Below are 17818 nucleotides of genomic sequence, written 5' to 3' on the forward strand. Positions count from 1 at the left end.
AAAACATCCATGAAACTCCTGGACCGCTATATTTTCAGGCAGTTTGCCGTCTCGTTTCTCTTTGCATCCCTGACTTTCGCCGCGCTCTTCACCCTGATCGACATGGTGGAGAACCTCGACGGGTTTTTTGACCGCAAGGCAGGGCCTGCGGGCATAGCCTGGTACTATCTGGTCTCTCTGCCGGGAATCTTTCAGGTTACCGCTCCGGTATCGGCCCTTCTTGCCTCGATTCTCACTGCCGGCAGGCTTTCGGCATCGAGTGAGCTTGCCGCGATCCGCTCGTCGGGCATAAGCCTGGATCAGCTTATGCGCCCATTTCTGCTCGGAGGCATCATCATCGCACTCGCCAATCTCACCAATGCCTCGCTCTTCGAGCCGGTCGCCGCTTCGGCGAAAATCGCCTTTCAGCGAGATGCGCTCAACAAAACACGGCCAGGCCTGCACGAGGGCACGAATATCCATATCCTCGAACCGGACAGCAGGGTGGTTACCATCGGCTCTTTCGATCCGGAAGGCTCCAGAGCCCTGAACGTCACCATCGAGAGGTTCGACGGGCCTCACCTCCTTTCGAGAACAGACGGACCGGTAATGGTTTTCGACGGCGGGTTGAAAAAATGGGTCATGCCAAAGGCTGCGGTGCGCATCTTCGGTGGCGCTGACGGCCGGATCGCCTTCAGAGCGGAACGGGACACCCTTGATCTGGCCCTGACAGTTGAATCCCTGAAGGAGTTGAACGTGCTTCCCGAAGAGATGAACCTGGTGCAGCACTACCGGTACATAAAAGAGAAAATGCAGGCTGGCTTTCCAGGACTGGAACGTGCGCAGGTGAAGCTGCACGCAAAGCTGGCCATGCCGCTGTCTTCGCTTATCGTAATTCTGATCGGCGTGCCGCTCTCGGCCGTGAAAAAACGCAGCGGACTTGCTGGGGAAATAGCCTTGGCGCTTTTTATCGGCTTTCTGTTTCTTGGCATGCAGAGAACGGTTGCAACCATGGGATACAACGCCGTAATCGAACCATGGGTGGCCGCATGGCTTCCGCTGCTGCTCTTTCTCGGAGCAGGCGTGTTCCTGTACCGGAAGGCATTGGCGTGAAGAGCTTCGGCGAAAACCCTGACCCGGTGGTGGTGCTGATGACGGATTTCGGCGTCAAGGACACCTATGTGGGACAGATGAAGGCGGTTATCCTCTCGATCTGCCCGAAGGTACACATCGTCGATCTCACACATGCCGTCACTCCGCAGCATGTCGTACTTGGGGCTTTTTTCCTCGAACGCTCACTCCCCTTCCTGCCACCACATTCGATTGTGGTCTGTGTAGTCGATCCCGGAGTGGGCACAGCCAGAAAACCTCTCGCCCTTTCAACCGGATGCCATACCTTTCTTGGCCCGGACAACGGCCTCTTGACCCCGGTACTTGAGATGACCGGCCTCAGGGGGTGCGTGAGCATCACCAATCCTGACATCATGCTTCCGGAGCGTAGCTCCACCTTTCACGGACGGGATATTTTTTCACCCGCAGCAGCGCATCTGGCAGGCGGGTTTCCATTCTGGAAGCTGGGAGAACCGGAGGATCCATCATCATGTGTGAGGCTTCCCTCCCGAGGGTGCCGGGTGAAGGCTGATGGCACGATAGAGGGCAACGTGCTCTTCACCGACCATTTCGGAAACCTTGTCACCACCATCGACACATCCCTCTGCCTGAACCACCGGGAGTGGTTCACAGAAGCCGAAGGAATCCCTCCCCTGCCGCTCGTGGAAACATACGGAAACGCGCAGGAGGGAGAGCTGCTGGCTTATGGAGGAAGTTTCGGAACCGTAGAGATCGCAGTGCGCAACGGCAGTGCCGCTGATCGTACCGGAATACAGAATGGCTCGCAGGTCCGTCTCGTCAGAAGATCCAAAACTGTAACCGGCAATGGAGAAACAAAAGCCTGACGGGACTTTTCAGCTACCGATATACTCCTTGAGAATCTTGCTGTAGGCCGACTGACGAAGCCTTCTGATGGCTTTTTCCTTGATCTGGCGAACCCGTTCACGGGTAAGCTTGAACTTCTCGCCGATCTCTTCGAGGGTAAGCGGATTGTCCATGCCAATACCGAAGTAGGAGCGGATGACATCGGCTTCGCGCGGCGCCAGCACCGAGAGTGAACGTTCAACCTCGAGGGTGAGAGAGTCTCGGTTCAGGCCGTGATCGGGCAGGTGTCCGTCGTTCTGCAGCACGTCGAGCAGGCGGTTGTCGTCTCCCTGGGCGAACGGGGCGTCAACCGATACATGACGTCCGGCGATTTTCAGGGTGTCGGCGACATCCTGAGAGTCCATATCGAGCAGGTTTGCCAGCTCCCGCGTATTGGGGTCGCGCTCGAACTCCTGTTCGAGCTGACTGTATGCCTTGCTGATCTTGTTGAGCGTGCCGACCCGGTTGAGCGGCAGACGTACGATGCGGGACTGTTCAGCCAGAGCCTGGAGAATGGACTGGCGAATCCACCAGACCGCGTATGAGATGAACTTGAACCCTCTGGTTTCGTCAAAGCGCTTTGCCGCCTTGATGAGACCGAGGTTGCCTTCGTTGATGAGATCGCCGAGCGTCAGTCCCTGGTTCTGGTACTGTTTGGCTACGGAAACCACAAAACGCAGGTTGCCTTTGATGAGCTTGTCAAGTGCACGCTTGGCGCGTTTGTACTCCACGGTATCGACAGGCATGTCGTAACCTTCCTTGATAGCCATGGTCAATTTGACCTCGTCGTCGGCTGTAAGAAGATCGTACTTGCCGATCTCCTGAAGATAGCGGTCGAGCGAAAGGCTCTCCCTGTTGGTGATTTGCTTGCTGATTTTCAACTGCCTCATTGTCTAATAAACTCCTTGCGAACTCATAGGTATATCTCCTGACCTGATGGTTCGGATTAACCTGAACCGGTAAAATATCATTTCAGGACAAAATGAAAAAATCCGTTTTAATGCCATGACATCCGGCGCTCTCCGGAAACCGTCCGACCCGGTGCGTTCCCGGCGCCTGAAAAGTCTCAACCTGCAAGCACATCAAGGTTGCAGGACAGTTTTTCAAGGTTGCGCCGGGCCTCGGAAAGTTTCGAACGCTCTTTTTCGATAACATCTTCAGGCGCATTGGCAACGAATCCCTGATTGGACAGCTTTTTCTCAAGCGAAACAACGTATGATGAGATGGTGGCGATCTCTTTCTGCAGGCGCGCACGCTCTTTTTCGAAGGAAATCAAACCCTCGAGCTGTACAAAAAGTTCATTGCCTTCGACCACCGAGGCCGCGGCATGCGGCGGACGGACGGCGACGACCGATACCGTTACGCTGCACCTGGTGGCTGCAGCGATAATGTGCGTATTTTCGGAAAGCACCCTGAAGGCGGCTTCATCCGCCGGCTTGAGAGTGAGGGGAGCGGTGCCGGAAGCGGGCACGGCGAAAAGCGAGCGCAGGCTGCGAACTTCGGAGATGACGGCACGGGGGAGCACATGGATTGCCGCGTCCACGCCCGTCCACTCCGCCGAAGCCTCGGGCATCGGGGAGAGCGCGACGGTACGTCCGTGCGGACGCTTGAGGATACAGTGCCATATCTCGTCGGTGATGAAGGGCATGACCGGGTGCAGCGACTTGACGATGCCTTCGAGCACATGCACGGAGAGCAGCACGGCCCTGCGGGCCGCTTCGGTGTCGGAAGAGCCGGAAAGGCTCGTCTTGAGAGCTTCGAGATACCAGTCGCAGTAATCGCCCCAGAAAAAGTCGTAGAGGTTCCTGACGATGTCGTTCACCCTGAACTGGTCGAATGCCGTGTGGTAGCGTTCGATCATGGCGTGGTATCTGGCCATGAGCAGATGCTCTTCGGCAAAGGTGAAATCGTTCCGGTCGGGCAGGAAGGCTCCGTAGGCCGCCTCGAAATCCTCCGGTGAATCGAAATATTTTTCGCGCTGCATGAAAACCAGCCTGGAGGCGTTCCAGAGCTTGGTGGCGAAGTTCCTGCCGAGCTCGCACTTCTCTTCGCCGAACAGCACGTCCTGGCCGAGAGGCGCGATGTAGATGATGGTGAAGCGCAGGGCGTCGGTGCCGTAGGTGTCGATAACCTTGAGCGGATCGGGAGAGTTGCCGAGCGACTTGGAGAGCTTGCGCCCTTTCATGTCCCTGATGATGCTGGTGAAGTAGACGTCGCGGAACGGCACCCCGCCCCTGAAGTAGAGGCCGGCCATGATCATGCGCGCCACCCAGAAGAAGATGATATCGGGGCCTGTGACCAGCGTATCGGTGGGATAGAAGGCCCTGAGATCGTCGTTGTCGCTCTGCGGTCCGGTCCAGCCGAGTGTGGTGAGCGGCCAGAGCCACGACGAGAACCAGGTATCGAGCACGTCCTCGTCCTGCACCAGTTTGTCGGTTCCGGCCAGATGGCAGGCTTCCTCATACGACGAAGCGACCCATATGCGGCCGTCGGAATCGTACCAGGCGGGAATGCGGTGCCCCCACCAGAGCTGGCGTGAAATGCACCAGTCCTGGATGTTCTCCATCCAGTGGCGGTAGGTGTTGACCCAGTGAGGCGGATGAAAACGGATTTCGTTGTCGTTGACCACCTGCAGGGCTTTTTCGGCCAGCGGTTTCATGCGCACGAACCACTGTTCGGAAAGATAGGGCTCGACGACCACGTCGGCGCGTTCGGAGTAGCCGACATTGTGCTCGTACTCCTCTACCCGTTCGAGATTTCCGAGCTCCTCGAGATCGAGGAGAATTTTCTCGCGGGCGTCGAACCGGTCCATGCCGCCGTAACCGTAGGTGTCGGTCATTTTTCCGTCGCGGCCGACAACCGAGAGAACCGGGAGATTGTGACGGCGCGCGACCTCGTAGTCGTTGGGATCGTGTGCGGGCGTGATTTTCAGTGCGCCGGTACCGAACTCGATATCGACGTAGTCGTCGGCGATAACCGGTATATGGCGTCCCGCCACCGGAACAGCCACCAGTTGACCGACAAGGTCGTGGTAGCGGGGATCGTCCGGATTGACGGCGATGGCCACATCGGCAAGAATGGTTTCGGGACGGACCGTGGCTATGGTGATATGGTGGCCCGGACGCCCGACCAGCGGGTAGCGGACGTAAACAAGCTTGTCGCGCCGGGGTTTCATGATCACCTCTTCGTCGGAGAGGGCGGTCTGCGATACCGGGCACCAGTTGATGATGCGCGTTCCCCGGTAGATGAGGCCGTCGCGGTAGAGCGCGATGAAGGCGTTGACGACCGCTTCGGAAGCGCGGTCGTCCATGGTGAAGAGGTTGCGCCGCCAGTCGCAGGATATGCCGAGCCTGCGAAGCTGGCGGAGAATAAGACCGCCGTACTCTTCACGCCACTCCCACACCTGGTCGAGAAAGGCCTTGCGCCCGAGATCGTGGCGGGTCACCCCCTCTTTTTTCAGCTTCTTTTCGACCACCGTCTGGGTCGCGATGCCTGCATGATCGGTACCGGGAAGCCAGAGGGCCTCCTTGCCGCGCATGCGGCTGTAGCGGATGAAGATATCCTGCAGGGTGTGGTTGAGCACATGGCCGAGCGTGAGGCTTCCGGTAACGTTCGGAGGCGGCATCAGCACGCTGTAGGGGGTTCTGCCTTCGGAGAGCACGCGGCCGCTTTCGGCGTGAAAACTGCCGAGAGCCTCCCAGTGGGCGCTTCTCCAGCGGTCTTCGACCTCCTGATGATTATAGGTTTTATCGAGATTGAACGGCGTTATCTCTTCACTCATGGCGACCTGGGTTACAACTGTGGGAATTAGGAAATCTGACTGTTCACTCGGCCTTTTCAGGTGCCGGACGCTTCTCGAAAACCTGGTCGATAATGCCGTATTCGAGGGCCTCCTGGGCGTTCATCCAGCGGTCGCGCTCGGAATCCTCCCTGATCTGCTGAACGTCACGGCCGGTATGTTTGGCAAGAAGCTCTTCGAGCAGCTTGCGGATCTTCTCTATCTCGCGGGCCTGGATGATGATGTCGGTCTCCTGTCCCTGGGCGCCGCCGGAGGGCTGGTGGATCATGATGCGGGAGTGAGGCAGCGATGCCCTTTTGCCTTTGGTGCCGCTGGCCAGAAGAAAGGCACCCATGCTTGCCGCCATGCCTACGCAGACCGTGGCGATATCGGGCCGGATGTACTGCATGGTGTCGTATATGCCCAGACCGGCCGAAACGCTCCCGCCGGGGGAGTTGATGTAGATGTAGATATCCCGTTCGGGATCTTCGGATTCAAGAAAAATCAGCTGGGCCATGACAAGGCCGGCCACATGCTCGTCTATGCCGCTGCCGAGAAAGATGATGCGCTCACGCAGAAGGCGCGAAAAAATATCGAATGCACGCTCTCCCCTGCCGGAGGTTTCGATAACCATGGGAACGAGCGTATTCCGAATACCCTCTTCTATAGCGCCCGAGTAAAGTTTACGGGCATGGTGGTCGAAACCGAAATTGATATTTGCCATAACTGGATCGATGGGTTGAGTGGGTGTAAGAGAAACACGTAAAATACATAGAGCTAACAACAATTCAATCGTTCCGGTTCCAATAAGTAAAAAAGAAGACGATAAAACAAGCCGGGCGCTGCAGGATAAACCTCGACGGATGCTTATATTTAAAGCCATTAGAACCAAACCACAGATGACTATGCAGGTCCGTCTCATATCGGTAACCACTCCGTGTTTCGCCATTGAAGACCGGCCCCTCACCGCTGAAGGCCTCATGGCTTACTGCGCAAGGGTTTCGAGCCCCCATCAGGAAAACCTCGATTTCGGGAAACTGCTGGCTTACTGTATCGCCAACCGGCACTGGAGCATTTTCGAAATGGCCGACATGACCGTCGAAATCGTTACGTCGAGAGCCATCGCCCCGCAGATTCTGCGCCACAGAAGCTTCCAGTTCCAGGAGTTCAGCCAGCGTTACGCCAAAGCGCAGGCCATCGAGAAATACCGTCCGCGAAGGCAGGACAGCAAGAACCGGCAGAACTCGCTGGACGATCTCGACGAGGGGACTGCGGCCTGGTTCGACGAGGCTCAGGAGAACATTTCCCGCATATCGATGGAGGTGTACAACGAGGCCCTCGAAAAGGGCATCGCCAAGGAGTGCGCAAGGGTGCTGCTGCCTCTGGGCACCCGGACAAAGCTGTATATGAAGGGGTCGGTGCGGAGCTGGATTCACTACATCGAGGTGCGCACAGACATCAGTACGCAGAAAGAGCACCGCGATATCGCCGAAGAGATCAAAACCATTTTCTCCGCCCAGTTTCCGGTTACGGCCGAAGCGCTTGGATGGAGCGTACCTGAGACCTCAGGCGGAGAGCATGCCTGAAAGGCGCACGATCTGATTTTTCAGCTCCTTGCGGTGAACGATGGCGTCGAGGAAACCGTGATCGAGAAGAAACTCTGCGCGCTGGAAGCCTTCAGGCAGATCCCTTTTGATGGTGTCCCTGATGACCCTCGGCCCGGCAAAGCCGATCAGCGCCTTGGGCTCACTCAGGTTGATATCGCCGAGCATGGCGAAGGATGCCGTAATGCCGCCCATGGTTGGGTCGGTCATCAGCGAAATGTAGGGCAACCTTTTTTCGCCGAGCAGGGTCAGGCGTGCAGCAGTCTTGGCCATCTGCATGAGACTGAAGGCGCCCTCCATCATGCGCGCCCCTCCCGATTGTGAAATCACCAGCAGCGGAGCCTTCAGCTCGATGGCCTTGTCGACGGCACGGGCAATCTTCTCGCCCACAACCGAGCCCATCGAACCCCCGATGAATCCGAAGTCCATGGCCGATATCACCAGTGGCTTCCCTCCGGAATCCCCCCAGGCGTTCCGGCAAGCTTCGGTCTTGCCGGTCTTTTCAATGATGTCGTGAACCCGGTCTGTGTATTTCTTGGTATCGGTAAAACCAAGAGGATCGGCCGAGCGCAGGCCATCACCGAACTCCTGATAGTTCTCATTGTCGAAAAGAATGGAAAAATAGCGGTATGGCGAAATCCTGAAATGGTATCCGCATTCCGAACAGGTGTAGACATGGTCTTCGAGCTGTTTTTTATGAATCATCGCACCGCAATCCTCGCACTTCCACCAGAGCCCCTCGGGCATGTCGAGTTTGTCGGTCGTACGTATCGAAGGCTTTACCCGTTTGAACCAGACCATCTTTCTTAATTAGTACTAAAGGTTATACATTAGACCTAAAGATATGAAGTCACTGGCAGAACTCAAAAATAACCCGGAAAGAGTGACCGGGAACCGCGCCATGAAGAGGAAGAAACGACCATCGCTCTTATCCGGAGTATGCAGGGCCGCAGGAATTTTGCTGGCGGGACTCATGCTGCTTCCACTCCAGTATGCCCCACTGGCAGCGGTTCCGACCTCCGTAGTCTACCCTGATACGCTCTCCATGCCTTTAAGGCGCTACGCCATCATGCCGTTTATGAGACCGGCACGCAAAACCGTGGGCATAGCCTTTTCAGGCGGTGGCGCAAACGGCATAGCTCAAATCGGCATACTCAAGGCCCTCGAAGAGGAGGACGTTCCGGTGGATTATATTGCGGGAACGAGCATGGGCGCCATTATCGGCGGCCTCTACAGCTGCGGCTACAGTCCTGACGAGCTCGAAGAAATTGCCGGCACCCTGCCCTGGCAGTCCATTCTTGCCATCAGGGAGGAGTCGCCGCGCTCCGGATCCTTTCTCGAACAGCAGAGAATTCGCGACCGTTCGACCATAGCAATCCGGTTCGAGAAGCTGAAACTGCTGGTGCCGAAATCGCTGAGTTCCGCGCAGGCGCTCACAGGAACACTCGACCTGCTGGTACTCAACGCCCTATATCATGGCTGGGAGGATTTCAGCACCCTGCCCGTGCAGTTCAGGGCCGTCTCCACCGATCTGCTTTCGGGAAAACGTATTTCACTGGTTTCAGGCTCCCTCTCGGAAGCCATGAGAGCAAGCAGCACAGTACCTGTGCTTTTCGAACCGATTGAACGCGACGGCTATCAGCTTGTCGACGGGGGACTTGTGGCCAACCTGCCTGTCGATGAACTTGATTATTTCAACGCATCCTATAAAATCGCTGTAGATACCCACGGTAGTATGTATTCGAAAAGTGGCGACCTGGATATGCCATGGAAAGCAGCAGATCAGGCCATAACCATTCTGACAGGGCTACAGTACCCCGCACAGCTCGAAAAGGCCGATATCGTCATCGCTCCGGATCTGAGCGAGCACAGCGCCACCGATTTTTCCGATATCTCTGAACTTGTCCGTACCGGTTACTCCAAAGGCAAGGTGCTGGCCGGAACGATCCGAAGAGGCATCGAAACCACTCCGAAGCGGGAGATCCGAATCGGCGGTTTCTCGAAATCGTTCAGAATCGATACAAACAGAGCAATGAGCCCGGAACACCGAGGAATCGTATCCGGAATCGTGCGCAACGGGCAGTCGCTGCCGCGAACACTCCGGGAACTGCTTGAAACCGATCTGTTCACCTCGGTATATGCAACCATCGACGCCGGCAGGAAAACCGTGGTCTTTCATCTCTCTCCGCTTCCCCGGATAGGGCATTTGGTGGTATCGGGCGGCCCTGATGAAAAGCTCCAGTCAGGAGAGATCGAAAGCTGTTTCAGACCAGTCATCAACAGCCTGTACACCAACAGCGCGGGAACGGCGGCTATCGAGGATCTGGTTCGCCTCTACCGGAGCAGAGGGTACAGCCTGGTGGAACCGGAAACCATCGCCGTTTCCGGAGATACCCTCTTCATCGGTATGTCTTCCGGCAAAGTAAAAAACATCGAAATCGTCCAGAACAGGAACGTGACGGGCCTGACCCCCATCAGAAGGGAGATCAAAATCGATACGACAAAAACCGTACGGCTTGAAAAAGCCGAAGAATCAGCCGAAAATCTCTATGAAACCGGCATTTTCAACCGGGTGTCTGTGGCTGCCGAAAAACCCTCCTCTCTGGAAAACAACCGGGAAAAAACCCTGACCTTCTCGCTTGTCGAAAAGCCATCGTCGGTACTCAGGCTCGGAGTCCGCTACGACGAAACCAGCAATGCCCAGTTTCTGCTCGACTTCAGAAACGAAAATCTCGGAGGAACCACGGCTTCTCTCGGAGGGTGGATCAAAGCCGGCCAGAACAACAGCGTAGCGAATATCGAGTACACCATACCCCGCATCGGTTCGTCGCACTTCACCCTTTTCTCGAAACTCTTTTTCGACCAGCACGAATTCGATGCAAGGGAGCTGCTTTTTTCAAAAGAACTCAGCGGTTACTCTTATGAAAATGTCTCGACGTATGGCATCCAGCGATACGGCATTACTGGGGCGTTCGGCACAAGAATCAGAAAAAACGGACGATTCTCGCTGGACGTCACCCTGCAGAATGCGCAGTCTTATCACGAAACCGGACCGGAACAGGCTGCGCTTGCCACCGATAACAGAAACCTCCTCTCCGTGGGAACGTCGCTGACCATCGACTCACGCAACAGCGCGCAGATCCCCACTTCAGGCCGCTATTCCCATCTCAGCTACATGGCAACTCCGGCTGTGCTCGACAACGATGCACTTTTCTGGCAAATTACCGGACTGCATGAAGAGAACATACCGCTTGGAAAACATACGACCCTGCAGCTCTCGGCTGCTGCAGGCATAAGCAGCAACTACCTGCCCCTTTCCGAGCAGTTCTTTCTGGGCGGCACAGGGAACAGCTACAGCAGAAGATTCGTCGGCCTGAAAGAGAACGATCTTATCGGCAGCAATATGGCGCTGGCTGGTGTGCAGTTCAGCTACAAGCCTCCATTCGAGGTAATCTTTCCCGCGTCATTCCTGCTCTTCTACAATACCGGCAATGCATGGAGGCAGAGAAGCGACATGTCGCTTGCAAGACTCATTCACGGCATCGGGACAGGACTGGTCTGGGATACGCCCGTCGGACCAGCCAGACTGATCGTATCGAAAGCGTTTGCTTTTCTCCAGGAGGAGGAGGACACTGAACCATCCTCGCTGAGATTTTTGGACACCGTGTGGTATTTCAGTCTTGGACATGATTTTTAGGCGAACTTTCTTAATTTTACGCCAGCCCTGCGAAAGGGGCTTTTGTGAACAAACCGGATCAGTTTTGTGAATGAGCTGAAAAAACCGCATATCCTGGTCTGCAATGACGACGGCATTGAAGGCGAAGGCCTTCATGTGCTGGCTGCTTCGATGAAAAAAATAGGGCGGGTCACGGTCGTTGCACCCGCCGAACCACACAGCGGCAAGAGTCACGCCATGACTCTGGGCATCCCGCTCCGGATAAAAAAGTATGCGAAAAACAACCGGTTTTTCGGTTATACGGTATCGGGAACCCCGGTGGACTGCATCAAGGTCGCTCTCAGCCACATTCTCGACGGAAAACCCGATCTGATCGTTTCGGGCATCAACTACGGCAGCAACACGGCAACCAACACGCTCTATTCGGGAACCGTCGCCGCCGCGCGCGAAGGTGCCATACAGGGCATCGCCTCGCTGGCGTTTTCGCTGACCACCTACGAGCATGCCGATTTCACCTATGCTGGAAAGTTCGCCCGGAAACTTGCCCGAAAAGTGCTGCAGGAGGGGCTGCCTCCGGATACCATTCTGTCGGTCAACATTCCCAACCTTCCCGAAGCCGACATAGCGGGAATTCTGGTCACCCGGCAGGGCAGCTCCCGCTGGGAAGAGGACGCCATAGAACGCAACGACATGTACGGCAACCCCTACTACTGGCTTAACGGCACCCTGAAGCTGCTCGACACCTCCCTGCTCCACGACGAGTACGCCGTCCGCCGGAACTATGTATCGGTGACACCGCTCTCCTGCGACCTGACCAATACGTCTTTTCTTGACAGCCTGAACCAATGGAACCTGCAAAAATAAACGGGTGAACACTTTTCTACTTGACTACCGGACAATCCTGACCCCGAAAAAGGGGTTCCCTCCGCTTTTCAAAGACTATACCACCGAGGGTGAGGAACGAAACCGCCTGATCGCCTCGTGCTTCCACCTCGACTATCTCAAAGAGGCCGACTACTACCGCCAGCTCAATCTGCTCGAATCGAGAAGCTTCGACCGGAGCCTGCTGGTGGAGATACTCCGCCGACAGAATATCCGGTATGGATGCACCGAGCTGCACCTGAAGGAGATCGAAAAGCTGCGCTCGCCGCGCTGCATGGCCGTGGTTACGGGACAGCAGCCAGGCTTGTTCACTGGGCCAGCCTACACCGTCTACAAGGCACTGACCGCCGTGGTATTTGCCGAACAGCAGAAATCGCTCTTTCCCGAGTATGACTTTGTGCCGGTATTCTGGATCGAAGGGGAGGATCACGACTATGAAGAGTCTGCCCATGCGGCGGCATACCTGCAGGGCGGCGTCAGGCATTTCAGGCCTGAACCCTTTAAACGGCTGCCCGACCAGATGGTGGCCGCATCGTGTTTCGGCGAGGATATCCGCCAGATCGTCGAAAACTTTCTTGAAGGCCTCCCGGACTCTCCTTCAAAACCGGCTATCGCCGGCATTCTCCGGGAAAACTGTTTTCCGGGCAATACGCTCGAGATGAGTTTTGCCCAGATCATGATGCAACTCTTCAGGAACCAGCCGCTCCTTCTGCTGTCGAGCCAGGACGCCGATTTCAAGAAGCTTTCCCTACCGGTGTTCCAGCGGGAGCTTGCAACCTGTCCCGCATCGTCCTACAATGTTATCGCACAAAGCTCGACGCTGGAAAATCTCGGCTACAGTGCCCAATCGAAACCGAGATCGGTAAACCTCTTCCATATCAACCACCTCGGCCAGCGACAGAAAATCGAGTATCCGGAAGAGAACCTCTTCGTCATCACTCCGGACAACATACGGCTTTCGCGCCACCAGATGCTCGAACTCTCGGAGGATCATCCGGAACGATTCAGCCCGAATGTTGTACTGCGCCCTGTTGTACAGGACACGGTACTGCCGGCATTCGCATCCATCGCCGGACCTGGAGAGATCAGCTATCTGGCTCAGTTCCGCAGGAACTACGAACACTTCGGCATAAGCATGCCGTTTATCATACCGAGAGGAAGTTTTACGCTGGTAGAACCCAAATTCAGCCGGATCATGGACAAGCTGTTGCGGGTTTCCGGGCGACCTGGCTTTTCGAGAAAACAGATATATCACGCCGTCTTCAACGACCTGCAGGCACTGAAACACAACGCGGAAGGTGTGGGAGAAAATTCCGAAATCAACGGGTTATTCGCCAGAAGCAGAACTGATATGGAAAAAGCGCTTCAGGTTCTAGGCCCTGCTCTTGCGAAAATCGACCCGACGCTTGAACCGGTCCTTGCCGCATCGATCCAGCAGGCCGTCAAAATTGTTGAAGTGATCGAGCAGAAAACCCGTAAGGCAGGACGGAGAAAAAACGAGGCACTGCTCGAGCAGATACTGAAAACCGAAACCGCTTTTTTCCCGGAGGGCATACCCCAGGAGCGGCTGATCAACATCTTCTATTATCTCGACAAATATGGCATGGAGCTGATCGATACCCTGAAAAACCTGCTTGCGGGACATTCGACAGAAGCCCATCTTATCGTTGAGCTGTAGGCTTCAGGCTCGCGCCGGAACCGTTAATTCGGCTGATAACTGTGTACACTGTTCTGCGCCGAAGGCATGTAGTTCACGCCGAACCAGCAGACCAGCAGCACGAGAAAAGAGATAGCCAGATACCACTGCAGCTTCCCTGGGCCGGTCTTGTTGGCTGAAAGGTGCAGATAGCCAAGATATGCCAGCCACGATATGAAAGCCCAGGTCTCTTTCGGATCCCAGGTCCAGTAGTGCCCCCAGGCCTCTTTGGCCCAGAGCGCACCGAACACGAGGCCAAAGGTAAGCAGGACAAAACCCAGCAAGGCAAGATAGTGCGACAGCGAGAAGCCCTGACGGTCGGTTTGCGATCGGAACCCGGTGAAAATGTTGTGCCATGCGGCGGCCGAGGAGGCCGCAAGCAGCACGTAGCCGACAAGATAGACAACCACATGGGGAACAAACCATACGCTCTGCAGAGCAGGCATAAGAGCCTTGTCGAATACGTCGGGCGAGGCAAGGTTGATAACGAGAAAAAATGCGGCAAGCGTCATGCAGTAGTATTTCAGCCAGCCGACTTTCCAGCGGTATTCCACAAGAAATCCCACGACAGGAATAAGAGCGGCATACCACAGCCTTGTCTCGCCAAGGGTCCGGAGGGGCGGGCGCTCCAGGGCAATCCAGTAAGCGGCAATAAACCATCCAAGCAGCAACGTTCCGGCAATCATGATGAGATAGGAAGAAATGCGCAGTACCGGAAAACGACGCGTCGGAAAGCGAAGGAGGGAACCGCCCGCCCAGCAAGCCATTGCAGCCATGGCAACCAGAGGAAAATCGACAAGTGTCATACAACCCCCCCGCGTTTCATTCCCTTCCAGAAAAACATGGCGTTGCCTGCCATGATCATGAAAAATCCGCAGTAAACGACAGGAAGCCAGGGGTCTCTTACCGCTTCAATGAGGCTGAGCTGCGACCACCGTCCCGCCTTTTCGTCATAACCCATCTGGTAAAGTTTCCATCCATCGTACTCCACCGGCTTGTTGACCTCGAGTACTGCCGGTTTATTGCCCCGGCTGCCGCTGAGCACCACTCCCGAACGGAATACTTTCGGCGTACCGGGAAACATGACCAGAAAATAGCGGTCGAGCTGCACCACTCCCGGCCGGATGGAGGGACTTCCGGTGTTCAGCCACCGATCGACGCTTTTTCCATCAGCGCTGATCCTGACCCTGGCGTAAGGAATGCCGTTTTCAGGGTCCGCCGCACGGGGATTGCCTCTGCTGTCCGGAAGGGCATGCTGCAGGTAGTCGAGCACCCTCACTTCGAAGCCAGGCCATACGGCCCTGTACCCTTTACCAACCTCGACCCCGCTTGCTGGCTTTCCGGGTATGACCCTGTCGGACTGCGGATCGTAGAGCACCAGCTGGGGGCTGTACTCTTCAATGGAAAAATCGTCGAGATAGACGGAAAAGGGGAGCTGCACCATGCGGTTCTCCTGAGGAATATAGGCCCGGCTGTTCTGGCGCCCTTCATAAACGGGAATGATCAGGCGCTGCAGGTCGGGCGCTCCGGCAAGTCCGGAAGCCAGAGCGATCCAGAACCCTCCGTGAAAAAGCATGAACTGCAGGTTCGAAAGCCTGAATGGAATGGTTTTCCAGACAACCGCCAGGCCGAGATTGGAGAGAAACAGAAACACCGTCAGAAGAAAAGGCCATCCGGAAAAAATCCGGTTTACGCCCAACCTGCCAGACAGCATATCGCCACTGACACCTCCCTGGGGAATCACGCCACCGAGCAGGGAAAGAAAGGCAATCCCGAAAATAAGTGAGAGGCCAAGCGGAATGCCACCAAGCCAGACAACAAAGGGATTGTTCCTGAAAGCGACACCCAAAAGAAAAAGCAGTACGAAAAATACAGCAATAAACACAGCATTCAGCGGCCAGGAGAGCACAGGCACTCCCTCTCCCCCTGCAAGGTACTGGATTATGAATCCAGCAGCTATAACCAGAAGCGTAACGATCGACGACAAACGGAAACTCCCGAAATCCTCAAACCATCCACAGGAAACTTTACTCATAACTTATTCTTTATGAACACTGACGTTCTTCAGATGCAGCTGCGGTTTCACCCTCCTTTTTCAGAAGCTGGCAGCACTTGCAGACAATGAAATGGAGCTCATCGACCGATGCGTCGTCACATATCTTCTTGACAGCGGCCTTGATTTCCTGACGGTAGAGCTTGGTTCTGGGCAATTGCAGACCACGCTTTTTATGAATATACTGCGAAACGGCTGCCGGAGTCACTCCGAGTTTTTTTGCTGCCTGAGACTGCGTCATGCCGGTTTTGACCAGTTCTATGGCCAAATCGGCACGGATCTGCGGAAGATAATACCAAACCGCTTTTTCACAGGGAAATATCACTATAGTTACCGGTTAAACGATTAAGGAAAAAAAAATTCCTGAAAACACTTCTACTCGATGTCTTCGTATCCCTTTAAAAAAGCTGCAAGCCGGCTGGTAATCGGCCTCATGATCGTTCAGTTCATTCCGCTCAACCGGGTCAACCCTCCGGAAAAAGTGCCGGTAAGAGCGCCGGAAGAGATTGCTGACATTCTCAAAAAGTCCTGTTTTGACTGCCATTCTTTCCGGACAGAATGGAGCCTTCCGGCATATATTGCTCCTTTATCATGGGCGGCTGCCGCAAGGGTTTCCTGGGGACGCAATGCGCTGAATTTTTCAGAGTGGGACCACGCCGATCCTACGGCTTCAGCTCACCGGATGCGTGCTATCAGAAGAACCGTTATTGAAGGCATAGGTCATCAACGACTCTACTATACGCTGCACCCGCAATCAAGAATGAGTGCCGCTGAAAGTACCATGCTGTTGAACTGGATTGACACGTACGACAGAGAAACAGCGCAAGGGATTTAAAAATTCAGGGAGTACCCTTCGGGATAAAAACTTCTGATTATCGGCACCACCCGGTCAAGGTCGTCTTCAAGATAAATAAAATCAAGATCGGATGCGTCGATATAACCATGCTCACCGCACATGGTTTCGCGTACCCACCCGTAAAACCCGTTCCAGTAGGCTCTGCCTATGAGGATTACCGGAAAACGGGCGCTTTTTCCGGTCTGGATCAGGGTTATCGCCTCGGAAACTTCGTCAAGCGTGCCGAAACCTCCCGGAAGAGCGACGAATGCCTGGGAGTATTTGAGAAACATGACCTTCCGGACAAAAAAATACTGAAAAGTGACCAGCCGCCCGTTGTCGATATACCGGTTGGGCTCCTGCTGGTTGGGCAGGCGTATATTGAACCCTATCGAAATCCCTCCGGCTTCCTGGGCTCCCCTGTTGGCGGCCTCCATTACTCCCGGCCCTCCTCCGGTAATCACGGAAAACCCTTCGCGAGCAAGCAGGGCGCCGGCCTTCCTGGCGAGTGCATATCCGCTGCTGCCTGGCTCCACCCTTGTCGAACCGAAAACCGTAACAGCAGGTCCGGTTTCGGACATGGTTTCAAAACCGCTGACAAATTCCGCCATAATTTTGAATACCCGCCAGCCGTCGACCATGAAATCGGTATCCCGGCCGGAAACCGCCTTAACCGGCAGTGGATCACCGGATATTTTATCGCGCCAGGGGGGGCCTGATGAAATCGGCTTCTTCATGGACTTCCGCTTATAAATGTAGGCTAAGAGTGCAGTTCCAGAAAGTTTTTTATAATCTTCTTTCCCTCGCCGGTCATGATCGATTCGGGATGAAACTGCACCCCGTAAAGACACAGCTCAACGGAATCCATACCCATAATGGTGCCGTCGTCCGTCCAGGCTCTCACCCTGAGCGCCGCGGGAAGTGTTTCCCGTTCAACGATGAGTGAATGATACCTTGTAGCTATAAAAGGATTCAGAACCCCTCTGAATATACCGGTATCGTCATGATGAACCATCGAGGTTTTACCGTGCATGATTCGGGCTGCCCTGATGACCCTGCCGCCGAGTGCAGCTCCGATGGACTGATGACCGAGACAAACCCCGAGAAGAGGAATTCTTCCCTGAAGCTCCCGGATAAGCGGAACCGATACCCCTGCGTCGTCGGGAGTCCCCGGTCCGGGAGAAATGACAATTTTATCGGGGGCACGTCTTATGATCTCCTCGACGCTTATCTCGTCGTTTCTGAATACTTCAACATCGGCACCGGATTCCCCAATGTACTGGACCAGATTATAGGTGAACGAATCATAATTATCTATGACGAGAATCATGCGGAAGCAAA

At 55.2% G+C, this 17818-nt stretch carries 16 protein-coding genes; 7 read left to right on the top strand and 9 right to left on the bottom strand.

The annotated features are described in order from the left end of the window. Positions 1-9: 9 nt before the first annotated feature. Together K9G39_RS02740 and K9G39_RS02745 are read left to right on the top strand one after the other, a co-directional pair. Complete coding sequence (locus K9G39_RS02740; protein ID WP_292003400.1) at positions 10-1092, top strand: LptF/LptG family permease; 1083 nt, start codon at positions 10-12, stop codon at positions 1090-1092. After that, the gene (locus tag K9G39_RS02745) at positions 1089-1934 is read left to right on the top strand and encodes an SAM-dependent chlorinase/fluorinase (protein WP_292003401.1); all 846 of its coding nucleotides are present in this window, start codon (positions 1089-1091) and stop codon (positions 1932-1934) included. Before K9G39_RS02740 ends, K9G39_RS02745 begins: the two co-directional genes overlap by 4 nt. Before the next feature lie 9 nt (positions 1935-1943). Here K9G39_RS02745 and K9G39_RS02750 read toward each other — a convergent pair whose 3' ends face one another. The 3 genes from K9G39_RS02750 to clpP all read right to left on the bottom strand — a co-directional run bounded on the left by K9G39_RS02750 (position 1944) and on the right by clpP (position 6455). Then, the gene (locus K9G39_RS02750; protein WP_292003402.1) at positions 1944-2843 is read right to left on the bottom strand and encodes an RNA polymerase sigma factor RpoD/SigA; all 900 of its coding nucleotides are present in this window, start codon (positions 2841-2843) and stop codon (positions 1944-1946) included. 176 nt (positions 2844-3019) lie between these two features. Beyond that, positions 3020-5734, bottom strand: coding sequence for a valine--tRNA ligase (locus tag K9G39_RS02755; RefSeq protein WP_292003403.1), 2715 nt, complete (start codon positions 5732-5734; stop codon positions 3020-3022). A 43-nt stretch (positions 5735-5777) separates the two neighbouring features. Further along, complete coding sequence (gene clpP, locus K9G39_RS02760) at positions 5778-6455, bottom strand: ATP-dependent Clp endopeptidase proteolytic subunit ClpP (RefSeq protein WP_292003404.1); 678 nt, start codon at positions 6453-6455, stop codon at positions 5778-5780. Positions 6456-6636: 181 nt separating this feature from the next. On the opposite strand from clpP, the gene thyX reads away from it, so the two are divergent. Continuing rightward, positions 6637-7317: an FAD-dependent thymidylate synthase gene (thyX, locus tag K9G39_RS02765; RefSeq protein ID WP_292003507.1), complete on the top strand. Its 681-nt coding sequence runs from the start codon at positions 6637-6639 to the stop codon at positions 7315-7317. On the opposite strand, the gene accD is transcribed toward thyX, so the two are convergent. Further along, complete coding sequence (accD, locus tag K9G39_RS02770; RefSeq protein WP_292003405.1) at positions 7297-8136, bottom strand: acetyl-CoA carboxylase, carboxyltransferase subunit beta; 840 nt, start codon at positions 8134-8136, stop codon at positions 7297-7299. The genes thyX and accD overlap by 21 nt on opposite strands. A 100-nt stretch (positions 8137-8236) precedes the next feature. On the opposite strand from accD, the gene K9G39_RS02775 reads away from it, so the two are divergent. The 3 genes from K9G39_RS02775 (at position 8237) to bshC (ending at position 13571) form a co-directional block, all read left to right on the top strand. After that, positions 8237-11032 (top strand): BamA/TamA family outer membrane protein, encoded by a 2796-nt coding sequence (locus tag K9G39_RS02775; protein ID WP_292003406.1) that lies wholly within the window; start codon positions 8237-8239, stop codon positions 11030-11032. A 66-nt stretch (positions 11033-11098) separates the two neighbouring features. Next, complete coding sequence (gene surE / locus K9G39_RS02780) at positions 11099-11875, top strand: 5'/3'-nucleotidase SurE (protein ID WP_292003407.1); 777 nt, start codon at positions 11099-11101, stop codon at positions 11873-11875. 4 nt (positions 11876-11879) lie between these two features. Further along, positions 11880-13571 (top strand): bacillithiol biosynthesis cysteine-adding enzyme BshC, encoded by a 1692-nt coding sequence (gene bshC, locus K9G39_RS02785; protein ID WP_292003408.1) that lies wholly within the window; start codon positions 11880-11882, stop codon positions 13569-13571. Positions 13572-13594: 23 nt separating this feature from the next. Here bshC and ccsA read toward each other — a convergent pair whose 3' ends face one another. Genes ccsA through K9G39_RS02800 form a run of 3 tightly spaced genes read right to left on the bottom strand, consistent with a single transcriptional unit; the run spans position 13595 to position 15967 of the window. Further along, the gene (ccsA, locus tag K9G39_RS02790; RefSeq protein ID WP_292003409.1) at positions 13595-14395 is read right to left on the bottom strand and encodes a cytochrome c biogenesis protein CcsA; all 801 of its coding nucleotides are present in this window, start codon (positions 14393-14395) and stop codon (positions 13595-13597) included. Beyond that, complete coding sequence (locus K9G39_RS02795; protein WP_292003410.1) at positions 14392-15624, bottom strand: cytochrome c biogenesis protein ResB; 1233 nt, start codon at positions 15622-15624, stop codon at positions 14392-14394. The genes ccsA and K9G39_RS02795 overlap by 4 nt, the downstream gene beginning before the upstream one ends. A 10-nt stretch (positions 15625-15634) precedes the next feature. Further along, a complete protein-coding gene (locus tag K9G39_RS02800) occupies positions 15635-15967 on the bottom strand; it encodes a helix-turn-helix domain-containing protein (RefSeq protein ID WP_292003411.1) in 333 nt (110 codons plus the stop codon). Positions 15968-16024: 57 nt separating this feature from the next. Here K9G39_RS02800 and K9G39_RS02805 point away from each other — a divergent pair, with 57 nt between their 5' ends. Then, positions 16025-16477, top strand: coding sequence for a heme-binding domain-containing protein (locus K9G39_RS02805; protein WP_292003412.1), 453 nt, complete (start codon positions 16025-16027; stop codon positions 16475-16477). Here K9G39_RS02805 and K9G39_RS02810 read toward each other — a convergent pair. Together K9G39_RS02810 and K9G39_RS02815 are read right to left on the bottom strand one after the other, a co-directional pair. Then, positions 16474-17214, bottom strand: coding sequence for a TIGR00730 family Rossman fold protein (locus tag K9G39_RS02810; RefSeq protein ID WP_292003413.1), 741 nt, complete (start codon positions 17212-17214; stop codon positions 16474-16476). The genes K9G39_RS02805 and K9G39_RS02810 overlap by 4 nt on opposite strands. A gap of 23 nt (positions 17215-17237) precedes the next feature. Beyond that, positions 17238-17807, bottom strand: coding sequence for an aminodeoxychorismate/anthranilate synthase component II (locus K9G39_RS02815; RefSeq protein WP_292003414.1), 570 nt, complete (start codon positions 17805-17807; stop codon positions 17238-17240). Between the last annotated feature and the right edge of the window lie 11 nt (positions 17808-17818).

It is taken from the genome of Chlorobium sp. (assembly GCF_021740465.1).
GTDB lineage: Bacteria > Bacteroidota > Chlorobiia > Chlorobiales > Chlorobiaceae > Chlorobium.

Coding starts and splice junctions, on each gene's coding strand:
- K9G39_RS02815 (WP_292003414.1), bottom strand. CDS start 17,807: ATGATTCTCGTCATAGATAATTATGATTCGTTCACCTATAATCTGGTC.
- K9G39_RS02795 (WP_292003410.1), bottom strand. CDS start 15,624: ATGAGTAAAGTTTCCTGTGGATGGTTTGAGGATTTCGGGAGTTTCCGT.
- K9G39_RS02810 (WP_292003413.1), bottom strand. CDS start 17,214: ATGAAGAAGCCGATTTCATCAGGCCCCCCCTGGCGCGATAAAATATCC.
- K9G39_RS02740 (WP_292003400.1), top strand. CDS start 10: ATGAAACTCCTGGACCGCTATATTTTCAGGCAGTTTGCCGTCTCGTTT.
- K9G39_RS02750 (WP_292003402.1), bottom strand. CDS start 2,843: ATGAGGCAGTTGAAAATCAGCAAGCAAATCACCAACAGGGAGAGCCTT.
- K9G39_RS02755 (WP_292003403.1), bottom strand. CDS start 5,734: ATGAGTGAAGAGATAACGCCGTTCAATCTCGATAAAACCTATAATCAT.
- K9G39_RS02775 (WP_292003406.1), top strand. CDS start 8,237: ATGAAGAGGAAGAAACGACCATCGCTCTTATCCGGAGTATGCAGGGCC.
- accD (WP_292003405.1), bottom strand. CDS start 8,136: ATGGTCTGGTTCAAACGGGTAAAGCCTTCGATACGTACGACCGACAAA.
- ccsA (WP_292003409.1), bottom strand. CDS start 14,395: ATGACACTTGTCGATTTTCCTCTGGTTGCCATGGCTGCAATGGCTTGC.
- thyX (WP_292003507.1), top strand. CDS start 6,637: ATGCAGGTCCGTCTCATATCGGTAACCACTCCGTGTTTCGCCATTGAA.
- clpP (WP_292003404.1), bottom strand. CDS start 6,455: ATGGCAAATATCAATTTCGGTTTCGACCACCATGCCCGTAAACTTTAC.
- K9G39_RS02805 (WP_292003412.1), top strand. CDS start 16,025: ATGTCTTCGTATCCCTTTAAAAAAGCTGCAAGCCGGCTGGTAATCGGC.